This is a genomic window from Chryseobacterium jejuense, from assembly GCF_900100075.1.
Lineage (GTDB): Bacteria > Bacteroidota > Bacteroidia > Flavobacteriales > Weeksellaceae > Chryseobacterium > Chryseobacterium jejuense.
The window spans coordinates 261,139-275,714 of sequence record NZ_FNEG01000001.1; the positions used below are offsets into that span (position 1 = coordinate 261,139).

The 14,576-nt window shown below is 33.1% G+C and carries 13 protein-coding genes; 1 reads left to right on the forward strand and 12 read right to left on the reverse strand.

Annotated features, from left to right (window positions below; translation table 11 throughout):
- Positions 1-10: 10 nt before the first annotated feature.
- The 7 genes from BLS98_RS01205 to BLS98_RS01235 form a co-directional block, all read right to left on the reverse strand.
- Complete coding sequence (locus tag BLS98_RS01205; protein ID WP_089732789.1) at positions 11-1,102, reverse strand: SH3 domain-containing protein; 1,092 nt, start codon at positions 1,100-1,102, stop codon at positions 11-13.
- Between the two features lie 142 nt (positions 1,103-1,244).
- A complete protein-coding gene (locus BLS98_RS01210; RefSeq protein ID WP_139166057.1) occupies positions 1,245-1,862 on the reverse strand; it encodes a hypothetical protein in 618 nt (205 codons plus the stop codon).
- A 104-nt stretch (positions 1,863-1,966) separates the two neighbouring features.
- Positions 1,967-2,449, reverse strand: coding sequence for a hypothetical protein (locus BLS98_RS01215; RefSeq protein ID WP_089732793.1), 483 nt, complete (start codon positions 2,447-2,449; stop codon positions 1,967-1,969).
- Positions 2,450-2,521: 72 nt separating this feature from the next.
- A complete protein-coding gene (locus BLS98_RS01220) occupies positions 2,522-3,748 on the reverse strand; it encodes a hypothetical protein (RefSeq protein ID WP_089732795.1) in 1,227 nt (408 codons plus the stop codon).
- Positions 3,723-6,395, reverse strand: coding sequence for a CHAP domain-containing protein (locus tag BLS98_RS01225; protein ID WP_089732797.1), 2,673 nt, complete (start codon positions 6,393-6,395; stop codon positions 3,723-3,725). Before BLS98_RS01225 ends, BLS98_RS01220 begins: the two co-directional genes overlap by 26 nt.
- A gap of 18 nt (positions 6,396-6,413) precedes the next feature.
- Positions 6,414-7,244 (reverse strand): DUF4280 and LysM peptidoglycan-binding domain-containing protein, encoded by an 831-nt coding sequence (locus BLS98_RS01230; protein WP_089732799.1) that lies wholly within the window; start codon positions 7,242-7,244, stop codon positions 6,414-6,416.
- Between the two features lies 1 nt (position 7,245).
- Positions 7,246-8,148 carry a hypothetical protein gene (locus BLS98_RS01235; protein ID WP_228425424.1) on the reverse strand — a complete coding sequence of 301 codons (903 nt, stop codon included), beginning with the start codon at positions 8,146-8,148 and terminating at the stop codon, positions 7,246-7,248.
- Between the two features lie 319 nt (positions 8,149-8,467).
- Between BLS98_RS01235 and BLS98_RS01240 the strand changes: the two genes are divergently transcribed.
- Positions 8,468-9,118, forward strand: coding sequence for a hypothetical protein (locus tag BLS98_RS01240; protein ID WP_089734379.1), 651 nt, complete (start codon positions 8,468-8,470; stop codon positions 9,116-9,118).
- 217 nt (positions 9,119-9,335) lie between these two features.
- On the opposite strand, the gene BLS98_RS01245 is transcribed toward BLS98_RS01240, so the two are convergent.
- The 5 genes from BLS98_RS01245 to BLS98_RS01265 form a co-directional block, all read right to left on the reverse strand.
- On the reverse strand, positions 9,336-9,872 hold the full coding sequence (locus BLS98_RS01245) for a hypothetical protein (protein WP_089732803.1): 537 nt from the start codon (positions 9,870-9,872) through the stop codon (positions 9,336-9,338).
- A 29-nt stretch (positions 9,873-9,901) separates the two neighbouring features.
- Positions 9,902-10,378: a hypothetical protein gene (locus BLS98_RS01250; protein WP_089732805.1), complete on the reverse strand. Its 477-nt coding sequence runs from the start codon at positions 10,376-10,378 to the stop codon at positions 9,902-9,904.
- Positions 10,379-10,473: 95 nt separating this feature from the next.
- Positions 10,474-12,756 carry a cation:proton antiporter gene (locus BLS98_RS01255; protein ID WP_228425428.1) on the reverse strand — a complete coding sequence of 761 codons (2,283 nt, stop codon included), beginning with the start codon at positions 12,754-12,756 and terminating at the stop codon, positions 10,474-10,476.
- 347 nt (positions 12,757-13,103) lie between these two features.
- The gene (locus BLS98_RS01260; protein ID WP_089732807.1) at positions 13,104-13,814 is read right to left on the reverse strand and encodes a LytR/AlgR family response regulator transcription factor; all 711 of its coding nucleotides are present in this window, start codon (positions 13,812-13,814) and stop codon (positions 13,104-13,106) included.
- On the reverse strand, positions 13,789-14,562 hold the full coding sequence (locus BLS98_RS01265) for a sensor histidine kinase (RefSeq protein ID WP_089732809.1): 774 nt from the start codon (positions 14,560-14,562) through the stop codon (positions 13,789-13,791). Before BLS98_RS01265 ends, BLS98_RS01260 begins: the two co-directional genes overlap by 26 nt.
- Between the last annotated feature and the right edge of the window lie 14 nt (positions 14,563-14,576).

A 14,576-nucleotide genomic window follows, 5' to 3' on the forward strand; every position in this document is an offset into this window, starting at 1 on the left:
TGTAAATATACTATTTGGACTGTATCCTACTTTTATGGACATATCCTTTTTTCCCTTCTTTAGAAACTACCAGCCACCAATCTCCACTTTGATCTAACACTTCAATTTGTTCTCCAGTGTTTATTTTTTGTAGGATTTGTGAGGAAGCATTTTTATCTTTTCTTAAATTAGTATAGTCATCAGAGTCTATTATTTTTGAATATATTTTTTCCTGATTATCTTCTTGCAAAAGCCCATAATCTTTAGAATATTTTTCAAGAGATGGGTAGCCATAATATTTGTTTTTTTGAAAAGAATCCTTTAATTCTGGGTGAGAAATATAAATGTTATTTAATAATAAATATGACTTATCTGATTGAACGTCAATGTCTTCTTTGCCAATAAAGCCAAGCTGCAAAAGATAGGCAATAGCTTTTTCTAACGTAGCATGAGGAATGCCATTAGTTTTTATAATATTTTCCATATTATCAGCTAGATAATTTGTTAATGCATATAAAAAAGAATCTTTAGATTTTAAGCTTACTAACAACTTTTCTCTAATTTTGAATGAGTTAGTTGTGGTATTGTAGAATACAAATGGCAGTCTAGAGCTTTGCTCAATATCATCCCAATTTTGAATATTTCGAACAGCAGCATTGAAGAGAGCATCATTTTTTTCATAATTAAATAATACGACTAAATCAGTTGCAAGATCCGGATTTTTAGATGTAATATTTAAGATTGATGTCAAATCATTTTGATAAATAATTTTATTCAGAGATAATATTTCCTCAAAATAAGGAAGCTTCTTGTTACTATTTATATTTAATTGAACACTATCTAAGTCAGGTAAAATATCGCTACCTATTTTAATATATTTTCCTTCTTTTGATATCTGATAATTGGTGGCTTCATTGAAGGCTAGAAAATCATTGTATCCATCTTGAAGTTTCTCAGGTTTAATACCAAGTAGATCCGTATTAATTTTATTGAATTGTTCCTTAGTATTCTCAAATTTATTATTCTTGAAATAACTTTCAATTATTTCAGTTTCTTTGTTTTGGCTGTTTGCACCTGAACAGGAAAGAAGAATAAGTATGGTTAAGTTTAAAAAGTTTTTCATTTGTGTTTTATTTTTTACTTTATTCTGTCTCTAACTATTTATGTTACTTTATACAAGCTTCTTTTGACTTTTAAGTACCATTTCCGTAGTGGTATAATTTTACCAGGCTAGCTCTACTACAGGGTCTCATGTTTCATTACATTCAATAATAAAGATTATATTTCTCCATTTCAACATCTAAAGACTCATCCAGATAATGTAGAGAATCAGATTTGATTGTACCATCAGTACTTATGCTGCTTTCTGTATAGGAAACAATACCTACTGAATTTCCTCTTAAAGGATTTAGTGGGAAATATTTTATTTGCCAAATTTTATTTGTTTTTGCATTAAAATAGGACAGACAACTGTAATTTCCAAAACCATCTCCTGAAATATTTCTGTAAAATTGTATTGAGTCAGCTTTTTTATTGTTGACGTAAGTAAAGAGGTTTACTTTTATTATATTTCTATCAGTTTGTCTTTCTTTTATAAGTTTAATGGAAATATTATTTTCTAAAGGCAAAGAATGTTCATTGTTTTCAGCTAAAGAGTATTGTTTCAAATACTCTTCATTTTGTTTTTTTAATACTAAATATCCTTTTCCGTTTTTTAGGGAATTGAAATAATTGGCATTCGCAAGAATAGAATCTCCAACAAAATGATTTCTATTATGTGCAATGTTTTTTGATGAGGTATCTACTGCCTGTTTACAACAAATACTGACCAATATTGTTAACATCAAAGCAGAATAACTGTATACTTTTTTTATGTTTTTCATTTGTGTTTTATTGATTTACTTTATCCTGTCTTTAGCTCTTTGATATCTTTACTGGTGAAATTTTCAATTATACTTTTAAGACTTATGTGAGTGGACATTTATCTTTATTTGTTTAATAAATTTATTAAAAATTCACGGTTTACATTTTCAAACTTGATATTTCCAAAATCTCTTGAGGTATAGTTTTTATTAGGTATACTTCTATCTGGATCATACCTATCTGTAAATTCTATACTATACTTATGCAGAAGAAGATCTTTGTCGAATTTAAATGTGATGTATTCTTTCAGATAGTATTTATCTGTACAATTATACTTTTCTATGGTAAAGTAATTATTTTTCAATACAATATTGTCAAGACTTGTGTCTGGACAGTTTGAGTTACCTTCTAAAACCTTTGCATTGACAAACTTGTTATTTATCCTATTAAGTGTTACCTCAGTTACACCTTCTACATTGGAATTAATTAAAAAAAACTCATTCTCATATATTTTATGAGCTATATTTTCTTGTTCTTTTTTGTTTTTACTTGAGCAAGAAATTAAAAAGAATACTAATAATATTAAAACTAAAACGTTTTTCATCATTTGTTACTGCATTTATTCCATTTTTACCCTACTTTTATAGGAAATTATGAACTTGCAATTGGGGTTCTCATACTACATATCTAATCCAATTCCATCTCCTTCAATCTTGGCATCATTCCAATATTTTTCAAAAGAAGGTAATCCGTAATATTTTTGTTTTTTAAATTCTTCATCATATTTCTTTTGTAAATCCTCTTGTGAATGCTCATAAAATGTTCCCATAAATGAAAAGGTCATACCTGTTTTTTCTTTATGTTTTTCTCCAAAATATAATAGATAGGCTATAAGTCTAGATTTCTGTTCAAATGACAAACTTTCTAATTTTATTCTATCCGTCCTGATATCTTCTAAAACAGATACTATTTCTTTTGAATATTTTTCAGGATCAGAATCCATATAGGAAAATGTTTCGGAATGTACATTAAAGCTATTATCACAATTTTTAGTATAAAACACCTTCAAATATGTTTCTTTGTCATTGTTGTATTTCTCAATTCCGTTTCCTTTAATATACCATTCTAAAAGATCCTTATCTTTTACATAGCCAAAATCTTTAACCAGCGTTTCAAGAAAGGCTTTATCATTAAATTTTAACCATGCAAGATCAGCTTTGCTATCATTAAATAAATATTTATTTTGAGCGGTAATACGTTGGATATTCTGGTTTCTTTTTTGCAGCAGATTAGGTTCATTCATCCATTTGTTGATTGTAATTTCTTCTCCTTTATTGTTTTTATAACTGTTAGGAAGTTTTTTTTCAAATTCAATAACCTCCGGGAATTTTTTTTGATAATCAATAATTTCAGGGATTGTATATAAAGGAGCAATGAAGCCGCTATTTTTAAATAAGAAATAGCCATTATAATCTATTGTATTATTCTGATAGTAGATACTTTCCCTATTACAAGGATTGAAAAAGTTAACATAAATACAATTTTTTGTAGATGAATAATCTAAATCTCTTTGGAATACTAATTTGACCTTTTTTTTGAATTCATCAATAGAGGGTTGTCTATATCCATTATTTTTTAATATTTTCTCAAGTGTTTGATTTTCAAATTCTAAGTCTTCTTCGTTGTATTGGATTTGAAAATCAACAGCATTACCGATTGTTGCTTTTAACCCTTTTTTTAACTGTTCTTCAAGTATATTAATTTCATTATTCATGATGACCTTATTTTCTATATTATTTAATTTTTTATCTTCTTTTTGACAAGAAGCAAAAAGACTAATAAATGTGCAGATAAGAATTGTTTTTTTTCTCATAAATCCTTTATGTTGTTTTGCCACTGATTTCATTACTTGATTTTTTTAGTAAATTGCTTTTGTTTAGTGCTTTAGGGTCTAGCTTGAGTTCTTCTGGTTTAAATTCATCTTCTTTATTGTCTTCATAATCTTCGGGAAGAAAATATCCTACAATTTTTTGTTCATAGTCCCCTGATGGACTTCTGCTACTAAATTGTAGACTACTTCCTTGATTTCCTCCTATAGGAACAATATTTCCATTACTTTCATAGCCATAATGAAAAGCAACGTGCCCACCTCCTCCAGAAATATTTTTCCAGACAATAATACAACCATATACAGGTTTTGAAATTCTTCTCATATGTGAAGGTCTATCGGGTTTGCTAGCTCCATCATGTAAATAACTTGGATTAAATTCCAAGGCTCTACAGGTGCTAGGGTTTGCATAACCAGCTTTTGCAAGACACCAACTAGCAAAGGCAGCACACCAAGATACAGATGTTGGATCTGTTTTACTAGTTGTATATTCATTGGGTATCGAAAAATATTCACTTTTAATTCGTGTTACTAGAGGATCCTTACCTTCTTTGTAACCTCCATAATTTTTTGCTTCTTCTAATACTATTTCCATCCATGGAGCACGTTTTCCTGTAGATGTTTTTTTCTCTTCTGGTTTATCTTCACAAGTTCCAATATATCTTTCGCTTTCACCAGGTTTAAAATGTTCACCTTTAACTACTTTTTCTATTTCCCAAATATAAGTTTTACCACCTATTTCTCCATAACGTTCTTCATATGCTTGCCTAGTATAAGCCCATCTTTTCCTTTTTACTTTTTCATCCTTTTCAAGCATGAAAGTCGGGTTGGAAGAATAACCATATTTTGTTACCCAAGGTTCTTTTTGTATATTTTTTAATCTTTGTTCTTGGCTAGTTTTACTACCATCTCCATCAGGAACACTTATACTTTCATCAAAAACAATATAATTTGGATTGCTACCATTTCCTACTGCGTTAGGTTTAATGACTTGTAAATAGAAATCTACAATAGTATTCATTTTATCTTTATTAGCTTTTAAATACTTTTCCACATAATCCATTTGTTCAATAAAAGTCATTTTACCTAGAGCATCATAAGTTGTTTGTAAAGTTCTTGCTGTAGCATCACTAAATTGAATTAAACCAATGAATTTTGTTCCATTCTTAGTGACTCCTTTTTTAGAAGGGGAAAAAGTACCTACAGATTCTAGATGCATTATAGCCATCAATTCATTGGCTTTATCAATTTTATTTTTTTCTCCCCAAATATTTTTACAGACTTCTACTACTTTTTTTCTTTGAGAACAGGTTAATCTCTTTCCCCAAATTAGTTTATACTCATCTTTGCAAACACAAAGGGTTTGACCTTTATTTTGTTGAGTATTTTCTTTCTTAGTAGCAGTTATTCCATCATCTTGTTTCTTAGGAGCTTCCATTATATCCACATCAATTATTTTTGATTTGGATGAGATGTTCAAAATAATAACTTCTGCAAAGATTTCCTGTTGACCTCCCTTCCAATATTCTCCACTATCCGGATTCTTGGGATCATTTCCTATTTCTCCTGTTTTCTGCATTTTATCTGTAAGAGGAATAAGAACATCTAAATTGTCAGATGAAAAAGTATGGTCACGGCTGTAAAGCAGATCATCTCCTATAAGGTCATGTTCCCAGATTTTCAAAGTACATTTTTTACCTATAAGGTTTTTTGATTTAATAGAAACTTTTATTGTTTCTCCAAATTTAGGATTTTTAGTGAAGTCCTTACCATTTATATCAGTCAATTTTATCTGGGTAATTTCTCCTTTTTTATCCGGTTGATTATTAGGTGAGTTTGGCCTAGTAGAGCCTTTTGGAGAATCTGGCTTAGGCTTTGGAGGAGCTGGTTTTGGTTTCGACTGTGGTTTTTCGCTATTGTTACTTCCAGTAGGTTTTTTAGGTGGAGGAGTAGGTGCTTTATATTCAGGATTATCAACACTGGCATTATCTGAAGCTTTTAACTTTCCTTTGTATTCTGCGATAACATAATATTCATGTTTCTTTTTATCATCCTCTCGCTTATTAGCAATGGTGATATAAGTATTAAGTAAAGCAAAATTCCAACGGGCATATCCCTTGCTATCTACCTGTACAGGGGTAGATTTTAATATAAATTGATTTTTTTTATTATGACCTTCACCTATTTCATCATCTTCCCAAAGAGAGAATGTGATATATTCTCCTTCCATTCCTTTACATTTGGCTGTTGCCCATAACCGATCTTTATAGCTTAATTTTTTATTAACGGGAGTTCCATCCTGATAGGTAAGTTTTATTACCAGTATTTCTTTTTCTTTAGGGGGTGTCTGCTGTTCGTTTTTTTGTGGTTTTACAATAATAGACATTGGTTCTTTACCTTCAGAGTCATGAAGATATCCTTCAACCCTAAAAGTATATTTCCAGGCATCTTTACCAAATGTAAAGTGGCTTATTCCTTGCTTTTTTATTGTAGTCGTGGTAAACTTACCATTCTCTCTCTTTCTGAATAATTCCCAGGTCACAAGTGATTCTTTTCGTTCACTCAGTGGAGTATCGGGATACCATTCCGTTACTTTATAAAATGTTTTGACTCCGGTTTTTGGAGATGTATTTCCTGTAATTCTTAAAACGCCTTTTTTTGCCATGATTTTTAGTTTTTAGGGTTACCAGGCTTCAGCCTCATTTTCTTCAGTTTCAGCTTTGAATTCATCAAAATTGATAACAGGATTATACACTTGCTGCTCCTGGCTTTTGGCACTGGCAACATTGCTTTTACCAGCTTCACTTTGCTGGCCGTGTTTTAAGATGGTTATTTTTCCGCCTGTGGTGCACATTAATTCAGAAATTTCTGTCAGGCAGCTTTTCCCCATTACTTTTACTTTTTCATAAGGCTTTTGCCATTTTCCTGTCGCCGCATAAGCGCAGGGAAGATAGCCTCCGGAAGTGGGCTTAAGTTTACATTGTCCAAAAGGCTGTGCAGGAGGATCAAGTTGTACATCGTCTTCTGTAACCGCAAGATAGTCTGCTTCTCCTTCTTTATTGTTCCAGTAATGCTTCTGGTGGCTGGTTACCTTAAATTTAGGAAACTTAAAACCCTGATTACACTGTACTGTTCCTTTCTGTATGACAAAATATTTTCCATCATGGGGACCGGAACTGCTTTCCCCACCTTTATCTTTTTTGTCTTGTTTTTCTTCTATTTTTTCAGAGGATTGGGTTTCACCGGATGGTTGTTCTGAAGCAGATTCATCATGAGTTCCTTCCTCTGTAGTTTCTTCTTGAGCAGTAGCAGAGGGCTGCGAATCATTTTCTTCATCCATAAATTGAGGCCCTTCCGGAATAAGAATTTTCTTTCCGGGAACAGGCTCCTGCATAATATCTTCCTCTGAACAGTGAAGGTTGTGATAGGTTTTTAAAATACCTTCATTTTTCAGCTTAAATTGCTGGGCCAGGGAACTGAACGTATCACCTTGCTGTATGACATAATTTTTCATATTATCCTTGTGTTATTGTGAGGGTGTGTTTTCGTATGAGCTCCTCTTCACGCCAGAGACTTATAGTCGCTGAGGCCTGAACCAGGTTTCTGCTTTTCTTATGAGTGGTGTATTCTATAATGATATTTCCTGTAACAGGATCATCAACAGCCTCATTATACTTTGTTGCTGTTCTTAATTCCTGTAAACTGTAAAATTCTGTACTGTTTCCTGTTAAAGTAGTTGTAATATAGTCCTGATCTTCATTTTCCTGTTCAATTTCCATAGTACAAGGGACAGAGAATGAATTTTGTAAAAAATAAAAAGATTCTGTCCATTCTGTTTTCTTATGAAACCATTCCAGTTTGGGGAATAAAACCTGAAAGAGGAGCGTGCTTTGTAATTGACCCAGGAAAAACTTTTCATCTGCAATATTCTTTTCAAACTTATCCATATAACGTTCAGAAACTTCTCCTGCAAAGAAATCAAGACCTTTACGCTTGTCAGCAAAGGTTTGGGTAATCTTTCGATGATCTGTAAATCTTATAATTTTACCTGATTCATTGAGTGTAAAATCAATAGGCATAATGCTTTTCATGCAGGTAATGGAAAGCTCGCTTATCTTATCCTCAGGAGTTTTTCCATGGGTTTTAAAATGATTCTGACTGTAGGATATGATATGATGATTTGTACTTTTATTTTTCCGAACATCAATCTCCACTGTATAATCTATCGTTAGATTAGATTCAAATGGGTTTTCAAATGTTTCAGAGACATTATAAGTCTGGGAAAAAAATGAATTAGGGATCTGTGATGAGGGAAGTATATTTTTCTTTTTATGATCCTTTTGTTTTTCAGTTTGAACTTGTAAAGGGACGAGTACTGTTTTAACCTCATTAAGATTCTCAAACCAAATCCTGTTCATTCTTTGACAATGGGAATTATGAAATAATTTAAGTTCCTCCACAGTTATGTTCAACCGGGCAGCTATGGAGCTTAGGGTATCTCCATGCCGGACCTTATATTCTAAAAAGTAAATTTCCATCAAATGTGAATTATAGTATAAAACTATTAAAAAACTAAATTCGAAATTAATTTTTAAGGTTAAATTTTAAAAATTGTAGTAAAACTACGACAAAGGTTTCTCAGGTATTTTAATTCAAAGCCAAGCGAAGATTTATTAATTTTGTGGAAATGAGAGGTGATGGAGCAATATGACATTTCTGACCTCTAACCATAATGATATGCAAAATAAATATTTACAAAGCCTTTTCATCCTATTGATAACATTCCAGTTTGGGTATGCGGTAAATATTATTCCTAACTCTTCAGAGTTTTCGATAGTAAAAGGTGATACCATAAAAATTAAGGAAAGCCTTAATGAAGAAGATATTGAAGCCAATGAGTATCTTAAAGACCGTTTGAAACCTATTCAGACTAATTTTAAGAGAATCAATTCTATAAAAAAATGGACCTCCATCCAAAAGAAAAATATTGAAGGTGAGTCTGCTGAAGGTGGAGAAGCCACTTATTACTATAAAAATAACCGTCTGGAAAAGGTTATGGCCAGACATTATGGAGAAATGGGGCAGGCTCTGATTGAATACTACCTGTTCAACGGAAAGCTATCTTTTGTTTTTGAAAAAGATTATGAGTACAACCGTCCGCTTTTCTATGATGCAAAAGCAATGAAAGAAAATAATGATACGGAAGCTTTTGATTTTGAAAAATCAGAGATTACAGAAACCCGTAATTATTTTGAAAGTGGGTCTCTGCTGCATATTGTCAATAGTCAGGATTGTGGAGCTCCTTTCAGTGGAGATTATATGAGAGAGGAGGATAAAAGAATGAAAGATGATTTTAAAAGGCTTCTAAAACTGGAGAAAGAAAAGTAGATGTTTTTTATTTTACCACCTAGAGGCATAGGTGATTAGCGATAAATGAATTATTTTAATCTTGAAAATCGTAGATTTTCAAAAACTTAAGTGTTGTTTTTATACATTAAGCTTTAAAAACTTAAGTGTCTAAAAACTTTTGTGCCTTTTGACTTTGTCGAAATAACAATCATCGACTAACAGGAGATAATCTTCGATTTGTGGTTTAAAAACAATTTTATTTTACTTCCTTAATAAGAGAAAGACGTTCCTCAACCTCTTTGATCTTATTGATCCAGTAATTAATACCTTCCTGGTTTGTTACAGTTTCTTTAAATGCATTGCGGTTTACCGTCCATAATTCGGATCTGTTTTTTTGATACTCAATTTCACGTTCCCTTTTGGTTTCCGGCTCTATGCGATATCTCCAATAGACCAGTGAATGCATGTATTCTGCACGTATTTTTTCAAAGTAAGCGATAATAGCTTTGCGGTCCTGAGGAATATATCCCGGTCCGGAACAGCCACAGGAATGAAAAGTAATTCCTACAGTATACAGATCCCTGATATGTGCCCATTGTTTATGATCATTCTTTGCCGGTGATTCAAAGTCCAAACCCATATTGGCCATAAGGTTCCCACATTCTGGGCATTTGGCTTCTACAGAGATCTGCGCGTCTCTGTCTACATCTTTTAAAACACGACGTTTGAAGGTTTTCTGACAGTTGAAACAAGCATAGTGACCTTTATAAACCATCATGGCATATCGACACATAGGATAATTTTTGTTTTTATAGTTATTAATTATTTTTTCTCTTCATAGCTGATTCCCATAAAACTGCTGGCACTTCTTGGGTCATAAACGGACCAGACACTTCCCCAGGGAAAAATGAAAGTACAACTTGGGTAAGGTGTTTTCTTTTTCCGGGTTGGAGGCATTCCCAACACTAAGGTCAGAAATTTATTATTTCGGTAAAATACCTGCATTTCCTTTTCTTCCGTCCATTCATTCCAGTCTTTGGCATCAGTGCTTTCCCATGTATTCAGGTGCATGCTGTGCAGCTGATCTCCCAAAAAGCAGAGACTCAAGGAAAGTTGATGGCCTTCAACCTCGATAGCTTTGAAATAATACCAAAAATATCCGGTTTTCACATCCCACATATTCTGATACTTTTCTATATAAAAACCAGTCTGTTTCAACTGATCCAGCGGCATTCCCTTGTACAATTGAGTGTTGAAATCTTCCAGGTTCAAGCCTCCGTTTTCATTGTTAACCAGCATATTCAAAAAAAAATGAAGCTATAAATATACCCGTTTTTTCTTTACAGACAACGAATAATATTTACAGCTTCCAGTAGAAATAGAAAATATCGGTGTTACGGATTTGATATAATTAATGTTGAAGGAATATCAGAGAGCCAAAGACTCTTTGTATCAATCAAGTTTTTCCAGCTTTTGCTGCTGATAAGCATTAGATCCTGAGAATTCAGGAATTCTTTTTCAATTTTTTTCTCATTATACAAAGTGATGTGATTAGGAGCAACTTGTTCAATACTTCGGATCAGCTCTTTCACCTCGATATTATTACGGATTTGCCCCGCAGCATCAAGAATGATGATCTGAGAGTTATTATTGTTGATCAGTCGTTTTGCATATTCAAGAAGATAAAAATCACTCAGATTGAAGATCGGAACAAATACCTTATCAGCTGCATTGAAATCTTTTTCTACCAGCACACCTACAGGAATATTGGTTTTATCCAGGATCTGTAGCGTAAAGTCGTCAAAAGGAGAGTTGTTGAAGATATTTCCTTTGCCTTTTACCGTGTTCAAAAGTTTTTCAGGATTAATAATTTTAGTAGTAAAACCTAAAAGTCTTCCTAGTAAACTTCCTTCGTACATAGACTTTCCAAGCATAATAAGCAGAAGGTCATAATGGCCTTTGTTGGTAATACTGGTAAGATCATTTTCTATGTCGGTAGAGGCCTTAAAAAGGGTAGTGACTTCCAGATTCAGTTCATGTGATTTTTCAATGACATTCTGAAACTGAGATTCTTCATATTCATCCATATCATAAGCATGCAGCTCGTCAACAGGAGCAATATTCATAGCGGTGATGCTTTTATTGCCATTCATTTTATGGGTAAAATCATGAGCCAGTTTTAATAAGGTGCTTCCGGATTCAGGTTTGTCAAAGGATAACAGGACTCTGTATTTTGAATCGTTAGCAGCATCCACAGGCTCATTTTCATCTTTTTTAGATTTAAAAATAAAATTGATGAAGTCTAAAGCAGGGCCTGTCATAAAAGTGGTAAACAGAGCCATAATAACAAGCATTGCAAAGATTTCAGGACCTAATACACCAAGATCATATCCAATGTTCAGAACGATAAGCTCCATTAAACCTCTGGTATTCATCAGAGCGCCTATGGTTAAGCTTTCTTTCCAGTTTATCCCAACAAATTTGGCCGTGAGGGCGCTTCCTGCAAATTTTCCAATAACTGCCGTTAGAATAATAAATCCGGCGGTCATCCAAAGGTGGCTGTCATTCAGTAAGCCGATTTGGGTACGAAGTCCCGTAAAAACAAAGAACAATGGAAGAAGGAGTACCAATGCCACATCCTCAACTTTATCAATGAATAATGTACGGAACTTGGTGTTTTCCGGCATAATCGCTCCAGCCATAAAGGCTCCGAATAAAGCGTGAATTCCGATTACTTCAGTTACATAGGATGATAAGATCAAAGTCAGAAAGAAAATAGCGACCATCGGTTTGCTGATGGTATTTTTTCCAGCCTGAAGATCTCCGATTCTTTTAAGGAATGGTCTTACGATTTTAATCATCAGAAGAACATAGGCAATAGCCATAATAATAACATAAATGGAGCTTGTAAAAGAACCTGCTTTTACAATTGCAATTACAGCAGCAAGAATACACCATGCTGTAATATCATCTGCTGCTGCACAGGTAATAACGATGGTTCCAAGCTTAGTTTTTTGTAAGTTTCTTTCCTGAACAATCCTTGCCAATACCGGAAAAGCAGTAATACTCATAGAAATGGCAATAAATAAAGCAAAAGAGGTAAACTGTATGCCTCCAGGTGCAAATTCCTGATAGATAAAATAAGATAACCCAATTCCGAGTGCAAAAGGAATAATGATACTGGCATGGCTAATGACTACAGCATCATGAGCTTTCTTTCTTAAAACGCTCAGATCCAGTTCCATTCCCACAATATACATGAACAGAATTAATCCGATCTGGCTCAAAAACTGTAAGTTTCCTAATGATTCTTTTGGAAAAAGAAATGCTGAAAATTCAGGAAAATACATTCCCAAAAGCGATGGCCCCAAAACAATCCCTGCAATCATTTCTCCAATTACAGAAGGCTGTTTAATCTTCATGCAGACCCATCCGAAAAGCCTTGCCGTAAGGATAATCGTAACAATTTGTGCTAATAGTAGTGCTAATGGATGATGAAGATTTGTTTTAAATGATTCCTGAAAGTTATCCCAGGTAGATCCGGTGCTTGTTTTAGTGACAATATTCTCCTTAATTTCTAATGTTTGTCCTTCAATAATGAAGAAGTACATCAGACAGGAAAAGACTGCTATGGTAGTGATGTAGAAAATTAAATTTCTGTATTTCCCCAAATTCATGATTCCTTTATTTTGATGCAAAGTTGATAAGAATAAACTGAGATTAAAATAGTTTGTTTTTAAAATGTAATGAATACGGTAAAAAATGTAATAAAAATCTTAGTGTTGAAATAAAGCTTTTAAATGTTCTTTTGTCTTGAAACAAAAGAACGAAAAATTCAAGACTTGGAAACTTTCGCTAAAAATGAAGGCTGTTCTCTAAAAACTCTAAACTCGTGCGGTAGCCATCTATTTTTATTATCAATATTTGTCCCGCACTCAAACAATAGAGTTTTTTTAACGCTCCAGTTTCCTAGGTCGCTTAAAAAGCCATCAGATTAACTTTGTTTGTGGAGTAGATTTAGAAGCTATTTTGTAAACAACTCCATCAATAAGCTTTTGTAGGCATCACCAATTTGAAGCTTAAGAAAGTGTTCATCCTCTGCAGGAATAGTAGTAATAATTTCGTTGGTGCCCAATACTTTGATGGAAGATAATGCAATGATCTCTTTTTTATTAACCTGTGCAAAATCTTTGGTAGGAAGCATTTCTAAGAGGTTTTTAAAGTTAAGATTCTTTAAAACGATGGTAGTCCCATCATTCAGAATAATATCCTTATCGCGGCTATCAATTTCTGAGGTTTTGATGTAAGCAATTTGCTCCGTTAAAATAACCGTTTTACCAATATTGCTATTCCATTCAATAAAGGTTTTCTTCTGAATGGTGCTGATCTGTTCTTTAGCCTTTTCAAAAGCTTGAATAAGACGCTCTTTTTTGATAGGTTTTCTTACATAATCAACCACGTTGAGATCAAAAGCCTCTGCTGCGTATTCTTTGTAAGCGGTGGTGAAGATAATTTTTTTAGAACCGGAGATAATTTCTGCGACCTGAAGTCCTGTCATTCCAGGCATTTCAATATCTAAAATACATAGGTTGCAGTCTAGGGAATCAATTTCGTTCAGGAAGATTTTAGGATCGTTAAATGCTTTTACTACTTCTACGTCCTCAATCTGTTCGCATAGAAGCTTTAAATAGCTGATGGCTAATAATTCATCATCCAGAATAACGCATTTTATCATAGAATTCTCCTAAATTGATTTTTAATTCTGCCGTGAAGATACCGTTTTTTGAACTTTTTTCCAGATGATAATGGGTATTGTAGATCATTTTTAATCTCTGATCCAGAGACTGGCTTCCAAAACCGCTTTTTTCCTTTTCCAGACTATTCTTTAAGGACGCTTTATTGCTTACTTTCATGGTGAATACTCTGTTTTCCAATTCCATAAAAATGGAGATAAAGGAATCCTGGGCCAGAAAATCTGTGTGTTTGAAAGCATTTTCAATAAGATCAACGGAAATCAGAGGGGCGAAAACTTTTTCCTCATATACAGAATCTGTTTTATTGATCTTAAATTTAATTCTGAAATCGAAGAGAGGATTCACTTTAATTTTATTGATTTCAATAAGGCTTAAGGCGAAGTTCAATTCCTCTTTGGGGCTTACATATTTATTGTTGCTTTCGTATAGAATATAATCCAGAACATTGGCCAGTTTATCCAGAGACATATAGGTCTGGTAAGCATGAGACTGAACAGAATTAAGGATGTTTTTAAACAGATGCGGATTCAGTTTGGTTCCAATGTGTTCCAAACGAACTTCATTCAGCCTCTGTTCAATGATTTTATTAGATTCTGACAGCTTTGTATTTCTCTGGGTCAGTTTTTGATTTTTACTGAAGAGATAGATACCTGCAGCCAGAAAAAGGAAAATGGCAAAAACTCCGATGAATATCAGATAATCATGAATCATGTAGTAATTGCCTTCCATAAAGTAAATTATTG

Excerpts from the sequence above, each read along its gene's own strand:
- BLS98_RS01205 (WP_089732789.1), bottom strand. The coding sequence starts at position 1,102 with ATGAAAAACTTTTTAAACTTAACCATACTTATTCTTCTTTCCTGTTCA.
- BLS98_RS01210 (WP_139166057.1), bottom strand. The coding sequence starts at position 1,862 with ATGAAAAACATAAAAAAAGTATACAGTTATTCTGCTTTGATGTTAACA.
- BLS98_RS01215 (WP_089732793.1), bottom strand. The coding sequence starts at position 2,449 with ATGATGAAAAACGTTTTAGTTTTAATATTATTAGTATTCTTTTTAATT.
- BLS98_RS01220 (WP_089732795.1), bottom strand. The coding sequence starts at position 3,748 with ATGAAATCAGTGGCAAAACAACATAAAGGATTTATGAGAAAAAAAACA.
- BLS98_RS01225 (WP_089732797.1), bottom strand. The coding sequence starts at position 6,395 with ATGGCAAAAAAAGGCGTTTTAAGAATTACAGGAAATACATCTCCAAAA.
- BLS98_RS01230 (WP_089732799.1), bottom strand. The coding sequence starts at position 7,244 with ATGAAAAATTATGTCATACAGCAAGGTGATACGTTCAGTTCCCTGGCC.
- BLS98_RS01235 (WP_228425424.1), bottom strand. The coding sequence starts at position 8,148 with ATGAACAGGATTTGGTTTGAGAATCTTAATGAGGTTAAAACAGTACTC.
- BLS98_RS01240 (WP_089734379.1), top strand. The coding sequence starts at position 8,468 with ATGCAAAATAAATATTTACAAAGCCTTTTCATCCTATTGATAACATTC.
- BLS98_RS01245 (WP_089732803.1), bottom strand. The coding sequence starts at position 9,872 with ATGTGTCGATATGCCATGATGGTTTATAAAGGTCACTATGCTTGTTTC.
- BLS98_RS01250 (WP_089732805.1), bottom strand. The coding sequence starts at position 10,378 with ATGCTGGTTAACAATGAAAACGGAGGCTTGAACCTGGAAGATTTCAAC.
- BLS98_RS01255 (WP_228425428.1), bottom strand. The coding sequence starts at position 12,756 with ATGAATTTGGGGAAATACAGAAATTTAATTTTCTACATCACTACCATA.
- BLS98_RS01260 (WP_089732807.1), bottom strand. The coding sequence starts at position 13,814 with ATGATAAAATGCGTTATTCTGGATGATGAATTATTAGCCATCAGCTAT.
- BLS98_RS01265 (WP_089732809.1), bottom strand. The coding sequence starts at position 14,562 with ATGGAAGGCAATTACTACATGATTCATGATTATCTGATATTCATCGGA.